17 protein-coding genes and 1 pseudogene are annotated in these 19,950 nt (G+C 56.1%); 4 read left to right on the top strand and 14 right to left on the bottom strand.

The genetic code is table 11. The features are described 5' to 3' along the window. Window positions 1–74 precede the first annotated feature (74 nt). The 6 genes from NVV90_RS12375 to NVV90_RS12350 form a co-directional block, all read right to left on the bottom strand. On the bottom strand, window positions 75–1,568 hold the full coding sequence (locus NVV90_RS12375; protein WP_258437586.1) for a DUF4407 domain-containing protein: 1,494 nt from the start codon (window positions 1,566–1,568) through the stop codon (window positions 75–77). Window positions 1,569–1,786: 218 nt separating this feature from the next. Continuing rightward, a complete protein-coding gene (locus tag NVV90_RS12370; RefSeq protein ID WP_258437585.1) occupies window positions 1,787–6,265 on the bottom strand; it encodes an FtsK/SpoIIIE domain-containing protein in 4,479 nt (1,492 codons plus the stop codon). A 68-nt stretch (window positions 6,266–6,333) separates the two neighbouring features. After that, a complete protein-coding gene (locus tag NVV90_RS12365) occupies window positions 6,334–6,762 on the bottom strand; it encodes a hypothetical protein (protein ID WP_258437584.1) in 429 nt (142 codons plus the stop codon). A 16-nt stretch (window positions 6,763–6,778) separates the two neighbouring features. Continuing rightward, the gene (locus NVV90_RS12360; RefSeq protein ID WP_258437583.1) at window positions 6,779–7,801 is read right to left on the bottom strand and encodes a DNA/RNA non-specific endonuclease; all 1,023 of its coding nucleotides are present in this window, start codon (window positions 7,799–7,801) and stop codon (window positions 6,779–6,781) included. Window positions 7,802–8,112: 311 nt separating this feature from the next. Then, window positions 8,113–8,421, bottom strand: coding sequence for a hypothetical protein (locus NVV90_RS12355; RefSeq protein ID WP_258437582.1), 309 nt, complete (start codon window positions 8,419–8,421; stop codon window positions 8,113–8,115). A 3-nt stretch (window positions 8,422–8,424) separates the two neighbouring features. Continuing rightward, window positions 8,425–8,715: a WXG100 family type VII secretion target gene (locus NVV90_RS12350; protein WP_258437581.1), complete on the bottom strand. Its 291-nt coding sequence runs from the start codon at window positions 8,713–8,715 to the stop codon at window positions 8,425–8,427. 571 nt (window positions 8,716–9,286) lie between these two features. Between NVV90_RS12350 and NVV90_RS12345 the strand changes: the two are divergent. The 4 genes and pseudogenes from NVV90_RS12345 to NVV90_RS21090 form a co-directional block, all read left to right on the top strand. Then, window positions 9,287–9,463: pseudogene (locus tag NVV90_RS12345) on the top strand (transposase); the annotation flags it as partial. Window positions 9,464–10,044: 581 nt separating this feature from the next. After that, entirely contained in the window at window positions 10,045–10,383 is a 339-nt protein-coding gene (locus NVV90_RS12340) for an Lsr2 family protein (protein WP_258437580.1), read from the top strand. Between the two features lie 217 nt (window positions 10,384–10,600). Beyond that, window positions 10,601–10,855: an excisionase family DNA-binding protein gene (locus NVV90_RS12335; protein WP_258437579.1), complete on the top strand. Its 255-nt coding sequence runs from the start codon at window positions 10,601–10,603 to the stop codon at window positions 10,853–10,855. Then, window positions 10,767–11,492, top strand: coding sequence for a helicase associated domain-containing protein (locus tag NVV90_RS21090; protein WP_396125304.1), 726 nt, complete (start codon window positions 10,767–10,769; stop codon window positions 11,490–11,492). The genes NVV90_RS12335 and NVV90_RS21090 overlap by 89 nt, the downstream gene beginning before the upstream one ends. A gap of 19 nt (window positions 11,493–11,511) precedes the next feature. Here NVV90_RS21090 and NVV90_RS12330 read toward each other — a convergent pair whose 3' ends face one another. From NVV90_RS12330 to NVV90_RS12300, 8 genes are all read right to left on the bottom strand, one after another. After that, window positions 11,512–12,057 (bottom strand): hypothetical protein, encoded by a 546-nt coding sequence (locus tag NVV90_RS12330; protein WP_258437578.1) that lies wholly within the window; start codon window positions 12,055–12,057, stop codon window positions 11,512–11,514. A gap of 510 nt (window positions 12,058–12,567) precedes the next feature. Continuing rightward, window positions 12,568–13,404, bottom strand: a complete 837-nt coding sequence (locus NVV90_RS12325) for a DUF4190 domain-containing protein (RefSeq protein WP_258437577.1) — start codon at window positions 13,402–13,404, stop codon at window positions 12,568–12,570. Window positions 13,405–13,582: 178 nt separating this feature from the next. Further along, window positions 13,583–13,843, bottom strand: a complete 261-nt coding sequence (locus NVV90_RS12320) for a hypothetical protein (protein WP_258437576.1) — start codon at window positions 13,841–13,843, stop codon at window positions 13,583–13,585. Between the two features lie 4 nt (window positions 13,844–13,847). Next, window positions 13,848–14,603, bottom strand: coding sequence for a toxin glutamine deamidase domain-containing protein (locus NVV90_RS12315; RefSeq protein ID WP_258437575.1), 756 nt, complete (start codon window positions 14,601–14,603; stop codon window positions 13,848–13,850). A gap of 9 nt (window positions 14,604–14,612) precedes the next feature. After that, window positions 14,613–14,873 (bottom strand): hypothetical protein, encoded by a 261-nt coding sequence (locus tag NVV90_RS12310; RefSeq protein ID WP_258437574.1) that lies wholly within the window; start codon window positions 14,871–14,873, stop codon window positions 14,613–14,615. Between the two features lie 647 nt (window positions 14,874–15,520). Next, window positions 15,521–18,268 carry an FtsK/SpoIIIE domain-containing protein gene (locus NVV90_RS12305; protein WP_258437573.1) on the bottom strand — a complete coding sequence of 916 codons (2,748 nt, stop codon included), beginning with the start codon at window positions 18,266–18,268 and terminating at the stop codon, window positions 15,521–15,523. Next, window positions 18,255–18,605, bottom strand: a complete 351-nt coding sequence (locus NVV90_RS21085; protein WP_396125400.1) for a nucleotide exchange factor GrpE — start codon at window positions 18,603–18,605, stop codon at window positions 18,255–18,257. The genes NVV90_RS12305 and NVV90_RS21085 overlap by 14 nt, the downstream gene beginning before the upstream one ends. A gap of 165 nt (window positions 18,606–18,770) precedes the next feature. Further along, on the bottom strand, window positions 18,771–19,919 hold the full coding sequence (locus NVV90_RS12300) for a tetratricopeptide repeat protein (RefSeq protein WP_258437572.1): 1,149 nt from the start codon (window positions 19,917–19,919) through the stop codon (window positions 18,771–18,773). Window positions 19,920–19,950 lie beyond the last annotated feature (31 nt).

The following is a 19,950-nucleotide window of genomic DNA, read 5'->3' as shown; positions in this document are numbered from 1 at the left end:
TAGCGGTTCCCTTAGACCCAGATCTCGGAGTATTTACTATGCAAGATGAAACGCCGACAAATCATTCGCACTTGCTAATCGTATAGAAAAGAATCGTCGTCGATAACACGGGCGTTTCGAGAATTGTCATGGCGCTTCTCTCCAGGCTGCCACTGGTCTTCTGTGTCCAGCAGGTCCACCAAATCTGGCAACCCTGAGTCTCCCTCAGCCGGGTCCGGTCGATTTGCCGCATTAAAACGATCGAACATTGTTCGAAGCCTGAACCGTTCGCGAGCTCGCGCATTGGCACGAACGTGTATCTCTGCCTCGGTCAGAGCGTCCTCCACAGCCATCCGCATCTCTGCTTTCGCTCTGCGATCCTCGCCTTTCCTTCGCCATCTATCTCGATTACGCACAATTTGCGCCCACGAATGGGCACGGTCATCAACTGCACTCATCATGTCCGCGTAACCGGTCCGGGGCAGGATCGCTCGCACAAACTTGAGAACGACTGGAGCGACCTCGAAGGCGAAGATCATCCATCTCCACAGCTGCGACTGGCGTGCAGCCCCATCTGAGTAGTACGGATTGCACTCATTAGTGGTGCCCCCTAGGGCCGATCCTGGCGCGGGCGTCGCATTTTCAACCGGTCCGCTGGCCGGAGAACTAGCGGTTGAACTAGGTGACGCGTGGCAGCCGGGGGCCGGAGGCAGGGTCAGCTGATCAAGGGCACCCATCCGAAGGAGGAGACCAGGCGAGCCCAAGACATCGGGAAAGGAATCGTGAAGGACTTGCTTGGCCTCGTCACGTGCCCCTCCTGCGACATATGCGCGAGCCTTAATGACCGCCTCCTCCGTGTCAATCGCTCGCTTGGCGCTATCCACACTGGCTTGGCTGAGATTCAGATAGGGCCCAATCGCGTTCTCGTATGCGCTGTTGGCGGCCTTCACTTCCGGTGGACAGCCCTCGTCCCACCCTTGCCGCGCTACGCCGGCGAGGTCGTACCACGTGTATGTAAATGGGTAACAGGTTGTTGTGGCACCTAGTGCAGCAGCCTGGCCGATACTCGCGTCACGCTGCTGCGTTGCAGCCTTGATCGCAGTTGTAGCATTGTTGAAGCTATCCTGAAGTTTTACCTTTCGGTCGTCAGCGGATTGAATCGTGGCTTTTGAATCACTTGAGAGTTTGTTTGTGAGTTCGTCGACCTTAGTATTCCATCTGCCTTCTTCTGCTACTTGATTTATCTTGAGTTGCTCTTGAATCTCTGCCGCAAAAACCGTCAGAAGCAAGATTTCGGCAAATAGCAATGATGTTATAATAGAGATAATTAATCGTGGCGCGATTTTTATCAATTCAACGATAAGGTGACCAGCCCAACGAGATACCATCGTAAAAGCGCCGTCAGAGGCAGTCGCGTGAAATCCTGCACGAGGATCTGTGACCAACCACCGTTCAAATCCAAGAATGAGGAAAAAGTAGACCCCGCCAACGGCAGCTAAAGCGAACCAAGGGAGATCCCAGATAATCGCCGAAGCGGAAGTTACAGACAGAGTCCCAATCGCGGCAGAAAGCAGAAGCGCACTGCCCATACCGACGTAACTCGCCCGATCGACGCCCCATTTATCTAGTCGAACTAGATCGCCCCCGGCGAGTGTAGCGAGCCAGTCACCCAGACTACTTGGCCTGCGCGCCCTATACCCATCGGAGTGGCCTGGTCCCGAGGTGTCAGTAGATGAGTTATACCCATTGGAGTGGCCTGGTCCCGAGGTGTCAGTAGAGGAGTCCGGTTCTTCTGGAAATCGATCACTCATGATCCCTCAGTATTTTTTACGCACTTGACCACAACTTGCGTTTCGTGGTGGCGGAAAATTCCTTCTCCGGATCGATAACGCGCCCATGGTCGATGCCTCAGTGGTTCAATTCCCAACATGCTCGCTTCACTCATCTCAGCTGCAGGATTCGGCCGGAGAAAGAGGGTATCTGCGTCCCCCACCAGATCACGAAAATGGCTGCGGGCGCGATGAATGTCGTCTGCCCAGATCACGGCAATCTTCGTCTGCCGAAGTGCTTCCGCTACGAGCTTCGCTGACTCCGAGGACGACAGAACATCGCAGAGAACAACCAAGGGACGCCCATCGACTGAAGCACACTCAGCTGCTGTGAGTCTCTCGACGAAAGCGTTGACGGCGCGCTCGGGGTTCGGGAAGTCCGCAAGGATCTCAGTCAAATCGCTTGGCATCAATGTAATGTCCGCGTCCCCCTGCCTTTGACGTTCTGCTCTTGCCACGTAAGCGATCCGGGCTCCGGCCATTGCAGCGCTTAGTTGGACACGAAGAGAGTGCAGAAGTTCTTCCTTACCAGACTCGTTTCCCCCCACAATAAGCAGGCTCCTTTCCCATGGATCAATCAGGATCGGCTCACCATGAACATCCTCTCGACCTAGGACGACTGCCCGTGATCGGTCAGCAAGTTGAAGCCGTTCCATGCTTTCCCCGTCAAGGACGATCGAACCGTCTCTGATCTCCAGCTCAGGCCTACAAACATCTAGGGCGACGGTAGGATTTCTGCCTACGCTGAGCACCGTTGCTAGGGAATATATCTGGACGAGATCGCCTCGTTCAGTCAGACCGAATCCTGGCAATCTGTCTTCTCGTGCAGAGCCGGATGAGTAGTTGGCCCACAACTCAACCGATGCACTGATCTCCGGTCCAACGAAACGAGAAACGTCCTCAGCACGAGGCGCTGAGATGAGTATTCCAACCCCAAACTCTCGCCCGATGCGGATTATGGTCCGAAGCCGCTCCAGCCATGCTGTGATGTTCGAGGAAGAGTCTAGGACTCCGATCAATCGATCGAAGCCGTCTATTACCAGCAAGGTGTCGATTTGCTTCCTCAAGGGTGTTTGCTCTCGCCGAGCGTTGAGAAGTGCCGACACTTGTTCGATGGTTCGTGTCACGGCCGCAACGTCCGACATCGAAGTAGCGGTCCATCCCTGGATATCCCGGCACAAGGCTGAGATGGCTACGCCTCCGTCCAGGACGATAATCTCACCGTCAGAAGCGTCCTTAATCCAGGCATTTGCAATGCTTGCGAGACAGGTGGTCTTGCCGGTACCGGTAGGTCCTGAAACTAGGAAGAGTCCACTCGAGGGTCTGAATTCGTAATCATCCTGCTTGAGGAGTGCAGGGAGATCGCGGCGGCCGACGGATATAGTCCCGTTCTGCCCATGATGTGCAGAACCTCGTAGACGGATCGGCCTCTTCTCCAGTGAAGGCATAAGCTTGACCTGGTCGGCGCGTGGTGCGTCGGTAATCGCGCTCCCAACAACACCAACTAACTCGTCGAGATCTGTCGGGTTTGTGACATCGTCATCAAGCAAGGCCAATTCAAAATCCAAATTCTCAAAGTCCTTGAACGCGCCCACACGGAAAACCTCTACCGAACTTTCACCATCGACAATTGGCTCAATGTATTTGTCGCCAAGGTACGCGGTTTGAAACTCAATCAGGACGCTTCCCTCCAATCGAAGCAGTGCGCGGCCCGGCAGGCTCCGAGGAATCAGCGCGGCTTCAGGAGACTCAATTACCAGCATCGAATCTTCCCTAGATATCGTTTGGAGGCTGATCCTGCCACGGACGTTTGCACGCACCTTCGCGCTAACAACATCGGCGGATGGGCGCTGGGTAGCAAGGACGAGATGTATGCCATATGCGCGCCCTCTTTGTGCAATGTCGAGGATAGCATCTAGCGCTTGCTCTCCGGCGTCCTGCACAAGAGTGGCAAGTTCATCAAATGCCACAACCATCCGGGGGATGACACTATTACTTGATCCTGCCCATTTTCGATACTCCTTATAATTCTTTGCATTGTTGCTATTGGCAAATATTAGCTCTCTCCGACGTATTTCTGCACGAAGGAATTTGAGTCCACGGCCGACCTCAACTCCATCCAGATCATGTACGTAGCCCGCCACGTGACTAGTGTCCAAAAGATCAGGGAACTCGAAAGGAGCAAATGTTGATCCTCCCTTGAAATCGACAAGGAAAAGACAGACATCGCGCGGGCTGTACCGCTGCAGGAGCGAAGCGACGAGTGTTTGAAGTAGCTCGCTTTTGCCGGAATTTGTTGTTCCGGCAATCAACAAGTGAGGTCCGTCGCGCTCAAAATCAAACTCCAGGAGACCAACACTCGAAACACCAAGAAGTGCGGTTAACCCGTCAACGGACGAGCGGTGGGCCCACTCGATGCGTGAAACGTCCGCGACATCTGAGAATCGAATGCGCTCGGGAATGCCTGCATTTGAACCTGTAATCCTAGGGTCGTAGAGTGGCGCAAGGGCTCTTGCAACTCTCCCTGGGTCGGCGATAAACCGACTTACTCCCAGTAAGCCATCCGAGCCGCCCCGCGGCTCCCGCCACTTCGCGACAGCATCCGGCAAAGACGCCAAGTCTACCTTTTCGGGCGAGAACTCAAGCCAGGCGTCAACTGATGCGCTCAGTGTTGTCCGACCGCTCCCAAGCCAAATGAGATGCACTGCTCCCGATCCGGTTCGGAGCGCCTCCTCAAGAATTCCTTGGTCGATCTCGACCGATTCAACAACAAGCAAAATCACATGGTGGGCTTGCCCAATACGGTCTGCCGCAAGCATCGCGGAATTCTCAAGCAGCCCAACCAAGCGCCTGAGGAAATTATCGGCGGCATCGCGACCGTAGACGACGCGGCCCTGGGGCATCAAAGGCGAAACTGAACGAACGTGAGGAATCCAATTCACCCAGTCCATCTGGCGAGTTTCGCGCCATTCAACAGGAAAAAATGCTGCAATACTCAAGTGGGCAGGCGAGTGGGCCCCAATGAGCTGAATCAGATAGTCGGTAAGGGAGGCGACGACGACTGATTCAGGCCCGACTAGCCCAAGATCATGCTCTCGCAGCTCGAAGGCTTTCGGCACACTAATGAGTCTCGGAATGATCGCATCCTCTCGGAGCGTCTTACCCCGTGTTGAAGTTCGCTCAATTAGGTCTTCGTCCTCAAGATTAACGCCAGCAGAGACGGTAATCTCGAATCGACTACTTGCATGACTTTCGCCAAGTCGAATACGCAGGAAATCGGGGTCGGTCACCCCTCTTGTCCAGAGGGGAGGAAGCCGACGATAGGCAGCTGTTGCCCATAGCTCAGTCGCAGGGCATTCTCTCGCCAAATTCTCGATCTCCACACCAGTGAGCTCGTCAAGTCGTTCTAACCCACGATCTAACCAGGATAGCCATGCGTCTCTAAGTTTCTCCGAACGCTGCCTAAATCGCTTTCGAGCTACCCAGACATTAGCAATTGTTGGAAGAGCAAGTAGCGGCATCATCCAGAGAAATTCCCAGCGATTGGACATCAATGTGAAACCAATAGGTATCGCCAGCATCGGCAGGATTTGAGCGAGCTCATACTCAGGCATCTCCCCTGGGGAAGCCGGCGGGTCAAGGCGGTGATAGCGTTCCGGCAATTCCGGCCACTGCGGAAGCGGCTCCCGTGCAACGGGAACATAGGCAATTCGGGACGTAAGGGAGCGATCTTCAACAGTCGAGTAGCGGCGCACCCCGAATGCGGCGCGGGGGGCCGAATCCAAGTCAGGAGCAATAGCAATCAAGGAACCGACCTGCAGGACATGCTGGCCAGGAGACAGCAGGGAGCCGGACAGCATTACGACGAACTCTGAACTCTCTGGGACCAGCAAGAAGAGTCCATCAGAATCATGCTGCAGTGCGATGGTTGAGTTTCCTAGGATCCGGTCATCGACGATCAGGTCTGCCTCAGGTGCCATCGCACCAAGAGTCAATTCACCTTCTGTCGGTAGGAACGTCACGCGACCCCGCGCTGTTCCAAGCTCATCGACGATGCACAGTCGGTCGACGGCCTCGAAGCCTTCCTCTCTCCCAGATTCAAGGTCCCAAACTGGGTCCGAAGCACTTGGATACGGTCGAACGACCAGGCAGAGCGAAACCCCATCGAGCAAATGGCAATGAGACAGTTGACTCGAGGCCGGAAGGAATCCCCCACGGAATTGTTCGGCCCCCGCTTCAGTTCGAATACGCAGAACTTCACGGTAGAAGGAGAGCTCGGAAACCGGCCCTAGTCGCTGGCGCTGGTCATCAGACAGGAGCCCATCATAGATCTCGCGAACAAGCTCCTCCACAGTCGATGTAGATGAGAATTTGGCTCGAATATCCAGGTAGACATCCGAATGAAACCGTCTAGGGTCGAGCTCGACACGCAAGTCGACGGTCGAAACCGAGTTCATGGCCCAACTCCTGAAATCGTAAAGTAAGAGTTCGCTGTTGTAAGCGAGTGGGGGACTTCATTCCTGACTTAGTCAATAAATTTTGGACTCACCGGATGCCACGCCGGGAGGATTTCGATAGGCCTTGGATATTTCGCGTGATCGTCTTCATATGCTTCACGTTTGGGGCGTATTGCCGTCCACGCGGGCTCACTGTCATAGTCGAAGGTCATTTCGAGAGCCAGTCCATCCCGTTTGAGACTTACTTCTGCGATATACCACGTTCCTTTCTTAGGATCGTGCATTACCTGGCGAAGTTCAGCCATGCACAAGGTCACTTCATCGGGCACCTCAACATTATGCACCTGGCCGTCTCGCCCTTCGATTTTCATCCAGGACTCCTCAACTATCGGATGGATAATACCAATCGAGAGCCAAGCAGACTCCCAATCATTGATATTTATCGTCCTTAGTATTGCATCACCAATTGCTAGTTGAATCTCATCTATTTCTCGCATTCGACCTCACCTCCTTTTAGTTAAGGAATTTTCGGGGTGGCTGCCGCGCCCCATCAATATCATATGTAACTTTTAGCATTGCCGGTCGCTGGCTGTCCTGAGGATAAACAATATCGATTGATACGTCAACAGTCTTAGGTGGGTTGCCAGAAATAGCCGCGTCCCATTCTCTCTCCATGGCATAGTATTCGCCGCGATTTACTACGTCTCTCAGCGCAACCAAATTGACGCTTTCACCGGGGCCGCCAAACATGGCGGCAAAAAGATGCGATCCTTCGTCACCAGGAAGTCGGTCCGCGCCGCCTTCTATGCGTTGTCGATATATGTTTCGCCCCTCTGAGGCCGTTGCCGGATCCACTTTCTCAATGATCGATGTCCGAGCGAATACAACTCTAGAGTTTGCGTCAGTTTTGTACTCGAAGCGGCCATCCACGACGTACGTAGTGCTAGGCTCGAGATTATTCAGGACTCGGTTCTTTCCGCTCAAGGCTGATTCAAGTCGTATCACCCGTGCCTCGCCAGCAAGTCGGTCGGCAACTGCCGAAGTGCGGGCAACACCCCGGAGGGAAGTCGCAACAAGCGTCCCGCCACCAGTCAAGAGCCCCGTGAGTATGGTCACTCCCAGCTGTGCTGCGGCGACACCCGGATCATTCTTCCAAGTCTCAAGATTGAGTGCCCCCGCGCCGAGCTTCTGCAGCGTTCCTAGGGGGTCCGTGGCGATGCCCGTTGCGAGCGCGCCCAGGGTCTCAACCGGATGGCTGATCGCGTCCCAAGTTTCGACGACGGGATCCACGAACACGCGTTTGCTCGTATCTCCAAATTCTTCAGCGAAGCCCTGCCACCACGCCCACGGGTTGACATTCACGTTCCCAGCAAAGTCACGAGACTCGCGAGCAGCACTGTCGACCTGGTTCACTCCATTACGTATCCGACGCCGAACTTCTCGTTCGATGTGCTCCATTTCGGCTTCCACTTGCCTAAGGCGGCGGGCCTCTTCTCCAGTGCCAAGTCCGAGTTCCAGCACACCGTTCTTGCTCAAGAGGTCACTCCGCGTACGAGCGAGATTTTCGTAGTAGTGACGCTTTGACAACAGGTAGGAACCCACCTCGGAGAGTGCTTCGGATGCCTTGCGGAATTCATGCGCAGCACGATCAGCGTCTCCTGCGTATCGGAGCAGTATGAGGCCAACCTCAGTGGCCGTTGGAGACTGCCACGTAGACGGCGCAATGGTTCCAGCAATATCTCGAAACGCGTCCCCAGCGCTGAATGACCTTCGTTCCGCGTCGCGGAGTGACTCAGCTGCGGAAACAAATGCGGTTCCATCAGGGATGTACCCAACAGTCACGGCGGCTATTGCCTGTCGAGGGCTTTGGCTCCCTGGCGTTCTGTTTCAGCCACAAGCCCCACATATTCAGAGATGATTGTTGCAAGTTGGTTAGCAGACTGTGACAAATTCGAACTGTCATTCGTCCAGCAGATATTGAATGTCCGTAATGATCCGGAGAGTCCCTCGTCATATATTGACCCACCAACTGCACTGGCGATCCGCCCTTGGGCCAAGTCAATCGGTGCCGTAGCGACAAGTGCAGCCATCGCGGCTCCGCGCAAGTGCTCTGTAAGCCTTGAGATAGCCGTGACATCAACGATGAGCGTGTTCACGTTCTAGAACCCATCGAGCGCTTGACGACCGCTACGCTCGATCTCGTCGTGATTGTCCGCTACCTGACGGACGATACGGGCCAAGCCTTCAAGAGCGTGGACGAGTTCACGTTCCGCCGCCTCCCAGCGTTCGTAAGCATGGGTGTATGAAGTCGCAGACTCCCCGGCCCAAACAGCCTCGGGGCTTGCTACGGCTTTCAGTGTACTGAGGTCATCTAGTCGAGCGGTGGCGTTCGACTCAAGTTTCGCGGCAATCTCGCGTGCTGCGGCTGGATCAATTCGCAATACTGACATGATCGTCGTCCTCTCTAAGGCCACTACGCGACCAGAATGTTGGCACAATGGAATACAAGTGTGATGATAGCGGTACGGAAGACGATCTAATCCTCACCTTTGAAAATATACGAAGTATGACTTCGATGAAGGGTGAAGCTTTCAGCACCACGCTATTCATTGATTCGTTACTGCGAAGAATCTCCAACCTAGACCGGTTGGAAAGGCTATCGATTCTCAGGACTTGTAAGTATTTTGGAGCAACCCACGAAACGCGTCTGGCCTGAGCAGCTGGATCCCAAGGTTCGCCACTATGGCCGAATGGGGTCACGAACACAAGATCGCTGCTGTACCTCGCTCCGTGACCCATGGACTCCCGGCTGGCACTTGGCCGGCCCAAGCCTGATATACGCATTGAAATACGTCACCCTCGCTTGTGTCTTGGTCGTTCGATAGGTGGTGTTGCGAATTCACTGTTCTTGGTTCGATGTCGAGCTGTACCCCTCGGAGTTGCAGCGCTAGGAGCACGAATGTTGGCCTTCCTTCAAGAACCGCGGAAATGAGCTGAGCGCTCTTTGATTGGCTTATGGGTGGCCGGACTCTACGGCGCTGGCGACAAGGGTTCCTGGCCTACTTCACCTCCAACCGCGCCAACAACGGCGGCACCGAAGCCATCAGGGGCATCATCGAATTCCATCGCCGACTCGCCCGCGGCTACCGAAACTACAACACCTACCGCCTCAGAATGCTCCTCGCCGCCGGCGGACTCACATCCCGATCCCCACCGGATGTTCCAAGTGCCACTCTAAGGTCCACTCGAAGGCGACGCCGGATCGAGGGAAAGCCCACCCGTGAGGGCTCAACGTGATGGACTTTTACGGGCTGTGACGGGTGTGCGCTCAATTCGAGCGGGCTTGGGTACATCCGATGAGGTCAAGGACTTTGAGCCTGATAGTCGAGCGTTACGCTCATGCCTCTTGCGGGCTGGTCCGTAGAACGTATCAGACTGGCGTGGTGAATCTTGACATTTGCTTTCCCTCTCTCGGCTGTGGAAAATCTGACCGATACCACAGCTGCAATTTCGGTCGGATCCGAACCTGTAGTGCAGGTACCCTCTTCCCCTTGACCGGAGATATTTCACTCAGCGAATGATCTCATCGGGCAGACAGCACGTTGAACCTGATCGATTCGTAGACAATACATATTGCTACTCCTGCTAGATTCATGCTGACGGGGCCTGGTTGAGACTCCGCGAATGGATCGTTGGATCTGCCTCGCCATCTACCTGTATAGTCGGCTCTCGGTCAATGGGGGCTAAGGAACCAACTCAGATCTCAAGCAGGAGCTGATATGGCGAAGCAAGTAATTTACAGACTGGTCGATGACTTGACCGGAGAACCCATTCCCGAAGGAACTGGCGAGAGTGTTCGCTTCACTTACGGTGGGACCAACTTCGAAATTGATTTCTCTGCCGAGAACGCCGAACAGTTCCACGAGACGCTCGCCAAGTACGCAAAAGCCGGCCGAAAGGTCACTGGAAGCGAGCCGCGCGTGCCTGCCACCAATCGTGGATCGGACAAAGAACGCCTGGCCAGGATCCGTGCATGGGCGGCAGAGAACGGACACAAGGTCAATGCTCGAGGCCGCGTCGCACAGACGATCATCGATTCATACGAGGCTGCTCACTAGCCTCCTGGTAATCCCGTCGCCGGCGTTGAGACACCCGGCATGTTTCCAGCTCGTTCAGCGTGCGCCGGCGCGGGAGTGCCTCACATTCGCCGTAAACAGTGCGCTTACAAAATGGACCTTGGTCATAGATCAGCAGATATGCAGTTCCTCCTTCCGCGGGTCACCCAGCATAAGAGGCGATGCGCGAACCGGTGGACCTTCCGCATAGCATATTCCTATGTCTGATCAGAAGCCGCAGCCCTCACGATTCCTTACGGTAGATCAGGCGGCTGAGTACCTAAATGTCGGGAGGCCCCTCGTTCGAGGTCTCCTGAAGTCCGGCGAGCTGCGGGGCGTTCAAATCGGCGGCCGAAACACTTGGCGAACGAGTCTTGACGATATCCATGCTTATCTTGACGAGGCCTACCGGAAGACCGCTGCGCGTATTGCCGCCGGGGAGATCGACGATTCATTGCCCGGGGAAGATGACTGAGCAGCGCTTCGAGAGCCGCGAGGAGTGGGAACTCATGTATCGGCGAGGTCTCACCCAAACGCAGATAGCCGACTTGTGCTCCGTCCCAAAACAGGACGTAAACCGGGCCATTGGATGGTCAAAGCGTCGGGATGTATCTGTGGAGCAGGAGCACTTGGTAAGTCGGCCTACTCCCACCCAGGAAGATACCGGGCTAACGCCCCTGTGGCTTGGGCGACGTGACGAACTGGCTGACTTTATGTCTAGGGAGGGCCGCACCCCATCGTCTGCAAGCGCTGAAGCAGCGGAGCGAGCCATTGCGCGGTGGGTCAGCGCTCAACGGACGGCAGCCCGACGTGGCATGCTCATGGCTGCCCAGAGGAAGTCGTTAGATGCCATCGGCCGGTGGCAGGAGTTCTCCATAGTCTTTCGCAACGCTGCGGCATGGGACTTGCGAGTACAGCATCTTGTCGCGTACTGGTCGGAGCAGCAACGCTGGCCGTCCTGCAAGACTTATGTAAATGAAGCCGAGCGCTCTTTGGGGATTTGGCTGCATGTACAGCGGCAGAGGGTTTCTCAAGGCACGTTGGCTGACACGCGGCGGATGTCTCTCGATGAGGCGACCCCGGGGTGGAATACGTGGAGATCTCGACGTTAGCTTGTGCTGTGCTCGGACTCTAGGTCCAGACGAAGGCGATGCCGGTTCGAGGGAAAACCCGCCAGTCAAAGCTCAACGTGACGAATTTGCCAGGGACGGTGACCGGTGTCCGCTCGATCTGCGCATGCTTGGTGCTTGCAATGAGGTCAAGGACGCTGACTCTGCTGATGTCGCTGTCGCTGTAGTCGGGCGTGACGCTCATGCCCTTAGTCGGCTGGTCGATATCGAAATGCAGGAGATGGCCGGCCCTCTGCGTGATCGTTTTGTAGGTGTAAGAGATCCGCACGGGCTTTCCGGCTGCGACGCTTTCGTGGCCGAGACTGACGCTGTAGGTCTGGCCGGTTTTGCGTTCAGTGCGGCGGATCAGCCGTTCGATGCCCTCGATCGTGTACTGGACGAGTTCGAAGGCTCCTTTCTTGGCTGCATCAAAGCCTGGCCGAGGGACCAGGTACCAGGTGGCCGTAGATGGGATCTCGCTCACGAGCTCACCGAATTCATCGCGGTCAGAGACGCAGGCAAAGCGCTGCACCTCATGGCTAGGTATGACGGTGTATTCCCATTTCACGGTAACGATGGATCGAGGAGCACCAGCGGCGCTCCTCTCATCTATGGATGAGAGACGGATGTCGACGTCAACGTCATGCCATCTTTCAGGGGCGCGGATAGCCTGGTCCCGAATGTCGGCATAGACCTCTTCGGCGAAGGCTCGCCGAGCCTCATGGCGAGGACGTTGCCGGCGACACTGTCGAGTAGTTCGGGAGTGGCTACTCTCTTGGGGTCTTCGCTCTCGACAGCGAAACTGCGGACAACGGCATCACGGAACCTTGGGGCAGACTCTTCCAGGAGTCGCCCAATACGTTCATCTTCGCGGGCGTCTTTGTCTTTGCCGAACCTCCCCGACTACCGCGCCATCGACACCGTGGTGCTCACGTTCGGGCAGCGCCGGATCCTGGTGGAATGCACTGCCGAGACCGGCTGCCCGTCGTGCGGGGTGATCGGCACGCGCAGCCCCTTAGGGTGTGGTCTCGTCTCGGTAATTCGCGACCCCGATGACTTCGGGTACCGGCAGCAGAGATCATAGCCGGAGGAGGACGACGATAACCACCGCATAGATGGCCACCGCTGCCAGCCATGTGTAGCCAAGAACAAGTCCCGCAACGGCCAAACTCCTTCCCCGTTCACCGCTGCGCTTTATCTGACTGAGCCCTATGTGTCCGAACGGGATTGCGACAATCCCGCCTAGCACGCCAAAAACCAAGGCGAGAACTGCCATGATGTTTTGTCCCGCCCCGGCGGGCGTGGTCGTTGGGTGGCCAGAGCCTATTGCTTCAAATATAGGAGAGCCATCGTTCGCCGTGCCTACTTGCTTCATGAGCATACGCGGCCGCAGTTCAAGTGGCCCCTTTGCTGGCTCAGTCGCTTTGGCTGGTCGGGTGCTCAGCCAGTGCAGGCCTGCGGCGACAAGGATGAGGGCGGCAGAGAATACCACGACGATGATCAAGTAGAAGACCGAATCAGCCACAAGGTTTGATGACTTGAAGTACTCGGGATTCGCTTGAATCATCGCAAATGTGTCGCGGCTGTGCCGGTCAAATATGAACGCTATTCCGTAGATCCAGGATGCAATTAGCATGAACCATGCAATAGCCGCGGGGATCATGCTAAGCCACGCAAGGCGCGCAAGCTTCTTCCACAGGATCCAGCCAATTACATTGAGAACGACCGTGCTTGCCAGGATTATGTAAATCGCCCCAGGGGATTCGATATAGAACTTGCATACGCTGGCTAATACTGTCAGGACAATGCAGGCTCCTGCAATGAGTAGCCTCAGGCTGGATTCATTTCCAGGCTGACGAAGAATTTCACTTTCTTCAAGACCCTCCAATGAATCATGTACTTGCTCGTTAGCCATGAACCCTCACTTAGTGTGTGCTTCTCCGGCCGTCAGTTGCTCAATAAAAATAGAGAAACTGTTCGGAGTTATGGTGGACAACATATTGATCGCCGCGCGGGAAATACCCACCCGATGAAGTTCCGCAGTGGTGCCGTTGCAAGTTGTGTCGGAATTGATCCGGCGCCCCGGTCAGTCACTAGGTGCTCTGCTGTGTGCGCTTCCCCGATTCAAACGCCGCCAAGTGCTGATCTAAGGAGACGGACGAGTTGGCAAACAGGTACGTTCCATCACTACCTATGATGAGAGAACCGCCACCGCGCCCCGGTTTCCACACGTATAGGGCATGGAGTTCCGGTAGATCGCGACGGCAATTTCCGGCTTCCTCAATCGAAATCCCTAAGAATGCAGCGGCTTGTGCAATGAGTTTGTCCGTGTTGAAAACACCACGTTCATTCATGATTTCATACTCCTACGTCCCAATATACGACTGGATTTTTCGGACTTCCGTAGTCAGGCGGCCATCCGTGGATTGTGCCCGTCTGACCATCTAATGCGACGACCTCATTCCCATCGAAATAGGCGTTGAACCAATGCCCAGGACCGAACAATCTGTCAATGCCGACAATGGCGTGCGACCCGGGTACTTGTCGAACGAGATGTTCGCGAATTTCTGACGAAGTCATCGGTGTCTGTTTCCGCCCGGTTGCTTTCTCTACTTCCTCAATTGAGAGGCTTGAAGCCTCTGCAGCTGCAGCCGGGCTGCCATCAAGTCTGTTGAAAACGGCAAGTGCACACGATCCACAGTTGGAAGATCTCGGATCGAACGGATCACCTGAATATCCAGGATTGATCGACTCCAGCCAGCCCCTGACGTCAGCGATCGACTGAACGGCCCTCGTCTCGGGGGCTAGCGGCGAACTTTCACCAAGCGGGCGGGCGTCGAGCGTATTCCCTAGCGTCCGGGCAACGAAATCATCCCCTCGCTGGGCTGCGCGGTCGAGAAGTACTGATGCCAGTTCAGCTGCTTTTGAGGCGTTTTGCAGCGCGGCTAATGCTTGCCGTGGTGCCGGGTGACTGGTTGTACCTATGACGGCACTGGCACGAGTGAATGCGCCGGCGAGATCCACGGCAGTTCTGTGCAAGTGGCTTGCGACTCCCCGTGCTTCCCTGCCGGTTGCATGGAGTGACCCGCAAGCTTCAACGAGGATGCTGCTCATAGTCGCGTCCTACAGTGACGATGCGAACTTCGTGACGGCTCGTTCTGCTTGTTGAAGCGCAGCGATGGCTGCATCCACTTGTTTCTCGGCGGCTCGGAACGTCTGAACCATTTCACGGTCGACGCCTTGGGCACTGCCACCTACCGCGGCCTGGACTTGAGCGATGGCTCTCGAGAATTTGGATTTGAATCCGGCAAGGCCAGCCGCCGTCGTCTTCGCATCATTCCCGATGCTCGCCAGCTGTTGTTTGACGTTTGCAAGTTGCGACATGTCTATGTTCCTTTGTGTCTCTATTGGATATTGAGGGTCATCGAATATTTGTCAGCAGCACGACTGTGACAGCGCAGATGGCAGTCGCCACAACGACGAGGACGATAGCTCGGCGACGCTTTCGTGCGGCCAATGCATGTGCCTGGTGTTGTTGCGCTTCAGCACGTTGGGCGGTGAGGGCCTGCTGTTCAAGTTCACGGCGGCGCCGAAGTGCTTCTGAAGCGTTGGCTCCGGCCTGCGCCTGACTCTGTTCGTGCTGGGACTTCTGTTGGCGTCTGCTTTGAAGAACCCGCAGGCAATCGCCGACGTCCTGGGTTGCCCTCTGCTGTTCTGCGAGGGCTCCTGCGAGTCCGTTGGCCGTAGAGTGCCCTTTGTCAGGTCGAATTTCACGAGGCATCGGCACACCGTCTCGTGTAAGTTCGGCCGCGACAGCTGAGTAGCGAGATTGAATTGATCGGCGTAGTCGGGAGACGCGGTCGAGTTCGGCTTCAAGTACCGTTTCAGCGGCCGCAGTCGATTCGCGGCATGCTTGGTCTGCTGCTTGGATTGCCGTCTTCAGTTCCCTCGGTAGGGCGCTGAGGCTTCGAAGGGCTTCTTCGTATCGCGAGTATTCACTGCCGCTGTTCGGCTCGTTTCGGTCGCTCATGTCAAGCGTCCCAATCCATGCGGAGGAACGCTTCCGCGTCTTGTCGGCAAACCGGCGCAAACGGGACCAAGATGGCTGGTTCGGGCAACTGCGTCCTATCAGCCAATAGCCCTCGATTTCGAGACATACCCCATTTCACAAATGGCCCAAGGAAGGACTGAACCGTGGCCTGATCAACGCGAAGCATCAGTAGCGCATCGATGAATCCGTCGCCACCAAATCCCAAGTGGGACTTGAGCGAGGAAGCATTCGACCACCAACCCAGCATGTGTACTGACAACGTCGGTCCTTCTCGAAGGATGCGTTGGAGGTTTTCAACGGGGCGGTTTGCGAACATGTCGGGAGCTTCGAGGTCGCCGGCCCTGTCAAGGGCAAAGCCAATCAAGTACTTCGTCGGCGCGCCATCTTCGCGAACAGTAAGCTCTCCCGCGCATTCCTGGAGATACTCGACAAAATCGCTTCGCGAGATGGTGCGGATTGGGAAGCCGAGACGCTCCATGAGCATCTCCCAGTCCTTTTGATTGTTGCGTTCGGCCGTGGCCCCATCAAGTAGGTCTAGACTCACGAATTCAGCGTCGCCTTGAGGGTGCTGCAAGGCGAGTGAAAGCGCCGCCGTATGCAGAACGCCTATCGCGCAGTTGGTCCCGCCGTCCTGGTCGCCTGCCTCGCTGGCATCCTCCCCTGCCCCAATCACCGCAAGATTGCGGCCAGGTGAGGCATCGAGGGTAATGGCTCTTGGCTGCTGCCATACGTCAAGTGGCAACCCCAAAACGGCTGCCGGGGCATTGCCGGTCGCCCGTCGACGGTCGCGCAACTGTTGGATGGCGGTAGTCGCCCACGATGGCCTGACTTGTTGACCCCCATCGAAGACATGTGGTGGGGCGATAGTTCCTTTGGAAATATGCCACCAGTGCCGACGAAGTTCATTGATCCTTTTATCGTCTGCGCTTGCAATCGAGACGGACTGGTTCGCGTCGCGTTCGCCGTAGTTAAGGTTGAGTACTGCCTGGCCGCGAAGTCGTACGCGCGCCGCCGCATCATTTCCTTGGCTGAGGGCCACGAACGATTCGGCCCTGTTGTTCTTCAGTGCTATGCGGATCGGGAACTGAGCAAACAGTCCTTGTTCGCGCGAGAGGAGTGCGGAAATCCCCGAGATCGTTTGGGATGCGAGTATGAGGTGTACTCCATAGGACCTGCCGCGTCGGGCGATTGCTTCGAGCAACCGGGCCGCTTCATCTGCAATTTCGTCCGCAGGATCGAAAAGCAAATGAAACTCGTCGATCATGACGACTATTCGGGGCATTCGGTCACTTGGCACCGCTGAACGATATTTGGCTATGTCGTCGCCGTAGGGTCTAAACAGCTTTGCTCGGCGGGCGAACTCACTTTCAATGCGGCGGAGCACGGCTAACCCGAAGTCACGGTCGCTCTCCAGCCCGAGTACTCGTGCCTGAGGTAGGAAGTCTGGGGAATCAGCGGTAGCCGCAAGCGGGTAGAGCGTAACGCCTTCTTTGAAATCAAGCAGGTATAGCTCAAGCTCATCGGGCGAGTATCGCTGGCAGAGGCTGTAGATGATTACTTTGAGAAGGTTCGACTTCCCTTGGCCAACCGCGCCGGTTATGAGCGCGTTGTGGCGCTGAGTATCCGCGTCGCCTAAAACGACGTCGACGGTCTCGTAGCCAGAGCGGCCTACTGCGAACCTAAGCCCGTCACGACTCGATTCCCCCCAGGTTGTCTCCGTCTGTTGGACATCGTCGAACGGAATTGCGGGAATCTTCGACTGGCTGGCCGCCAGGGCAATCTGGTTAACGTCGCGAACAATGAGCGCAGGATCAGCCGTCGTCGGCACAACGTTGAAGTCTGGATGCGCCTGCCATCGGACATCGCTAGATATTGAGGCAAGAACGTTTCCATTTTTCGCTAGTTCTGCCTCGTTCCACCAGGACGGCTTATCGCTTCGAGGATCGCTATGGAAGATGAATGAGATCCCTGCTGCCGGACCTGCCTTGCAGAGCGACATGATCTGTCGATGCGTTGATTCGTCGACGCCGGTTGGATAGTCAGTAAACACCACGATTTGATAGCGCTCGACCGGGTAGCCAAGTCGTGCTCGAGAATCAACCAGCGTCTCGTCAATGCCTCTGAGCAGCTCATCTATACGGCGCACGTCTGCGGTTAGCTGCGTGAGGCACGGTTCTAAGTCACGGGGGTGGCTGAGAACGGTCACAGCCTCCTCGCTGCCAGCACGAAGGGCTGCAAAAGGCGCTAAGACACCTGCCAACAACGGGTCATAAGCAATGAGGTCAAGCTGGCCGGGAGCGGTACCCTTCAGCGCAGCCAGCACAGTAGCGCGAATCAATTCAGTCCCGGTCGAACGCTCCATCCGAAAAACCAAGTTGGCCGTGCCCAATAGCGGCACAACGCATGGCAAATCAATTGGCGAATTGACGCCGACGCTCCTGGCTGACAATTGAAGGCGTCCCAGCTCGATGTGGCTAGCAACATCGAGAATGGAAGGCTCCGCTGGTCGCGTCAGCACCACAGCATCCCGCGCCGTAAGGGTGTACTCCGTAAGCGACTGGGCCGACCTATTTCGGGCCACCGCGTGGGACCTCTCGCGGGCACTTTGGGCAAGGGCGCGAGTCTTCTCTGCCTGAGCGCGAGCTAAGGTTTCAGCATTATTCAGGGAGCCCAGAGCTCCTGCTTGTGCTTCAGTCAGGCGGCGAATTGCCGTCTCAATGTCCGGCATTTATCAGCTCATTCTGGGGGCGCTGAGGACCTCTGGCTATGGTCACCCGTGAGGCGCGCAATAGGCGCCCTTCGAGAACGTAACCGGCACGATGTACCGCGCAGATGGTTCCCGCCGGGAATATCTCACTCGGCTCAATAGTCCCGACAACCTCGTGAAAGCGAGGATCAAATGAACCCCCGTCATCGACTTGTTCCAGACCCCGGCGACCAAAAACTTCTAGTAGCTCATCGACCACCGAGGCAACGAGATCCGGCGTGGGAGGATCGGAACGAAGCCGGTCAATAGCTAAGAGCGCTTCCTTGCATACATCCGCCAGCTCACGCCGCTGCAGCATTTCCTGGGACGCCCTGACCTGCTCCTGGACCGTTTCGTAGAGTGAGTTCCTGGCCCGGTCCTCCATCAGCCGCCGGCGAAACAAGTCGCTTAAGCCCGCCACCTCGTTACAGAGATCGGCAAGGACAGCCCCAGGCTCGTTTGTTTCATCGCCATCCGTCACAGCTCAAGCCCCACTCGGCTGAAGACCACTGCGGCGAACAAACTCTGGCGAACGTTTCGCTTCCCATTTCCAGCCCGGCATGAAGTGTCTCTTCACAAAAAGGACCGGCAAAAGTCCCGCGATCACCAAGAACAATAGGCCCCACATCACCGAGCCCCCACGAGTGGCGCCTGCCATAGAGAAGGCACCGAACATGCCGAAGAACGAAGCTCCAAAGACGGCCGCGTAAATCAGGGCGTTGTTTGAGCCGTACCAACTCTTGCGTTCTGCCTTTGCGCAGACAAGGGAGACTTCGTCGATATGCGCTTTCAGTTCCGGGTCCTTTACCCTGAGTCCCTCTACCATCTGGAGGTTCTTCCTTGTCAGGTCAAGCTGCGCCTCGTTCAGGATCGAGCTGCTTCCATCTGCGTAGCTTGACCACTGATCAGTGGTGGAATCAAGGAGGGCAATCGCGTAGTGGAACTTGAACAAGTCATTGTCAGGGTCCGACTCAGTAGCCTTCCTGAGAAGGGGGATTGCCTCTGCAGCCTTCTCCTGGGCTACGAGAGCTGACCCGACACCCACATTGAAAAACAAGTTGGAAGGGTCAAGGTCACTTGCCCTTTGGTACGCGGTCTGCGCACGTTCAGGGATCCCGGACGCCATGTACAGGTCGCCGAGCTCACAGTGGTAAGACGCCTCGTTCGAGTTCAAACGAATTGCCTCTCCAAGTTCGAACTCGGCATCGGCGACGTTATCGAGGACCCCCGACGTGACTCCCCGCAGATACCAAGCTTCAGCGTTGTCTGGGGTGGCACTCGTTGCCTCACGAGCGGCGTAGTTGGCCTGCGAGGCGCTTCCTGAAGCCAGGTGTTCACGAGCGACCTTCAACCAGTCCCGTCCGCCATTTGGAGAATCCTGAGCCACTGGAGGCTGATTCACATGGGCTACAAGCTGACGGTTATATCCTTCTCGCTGCTCGGGATCCAGCAAGATGCGCTCCGCATCAGACACATGCTGGGTGTACTGCTCAGCGATTGCCCTGGTTTCGGCCTTGGGATGGTTTGCCTTGCGCCGCCATTCGGTGCGCTGCTTCTGTACCGCACGGCGAATAGCCTCAGAATCAGCCGATCGTTCGAGCTCAAGCACTTGGTAGTAATCAACGAAGGTCATTGAAGTCAGTGCCTTTCTATTTGTCTTTTTT

Source organism: Arthrobacter sp. CJ23 (assembly GCF_024741795.1).
Classification (GTDB): Bacteria; Actinomycetota; Actinomycetes; order Actinomycetales; family Micrococcaceae; genus Arthrobacter.
Note: the sequence above shows the minus strand (reverse complement) of the source record. Positions and strands in the feature narration are given on the sequence as shown.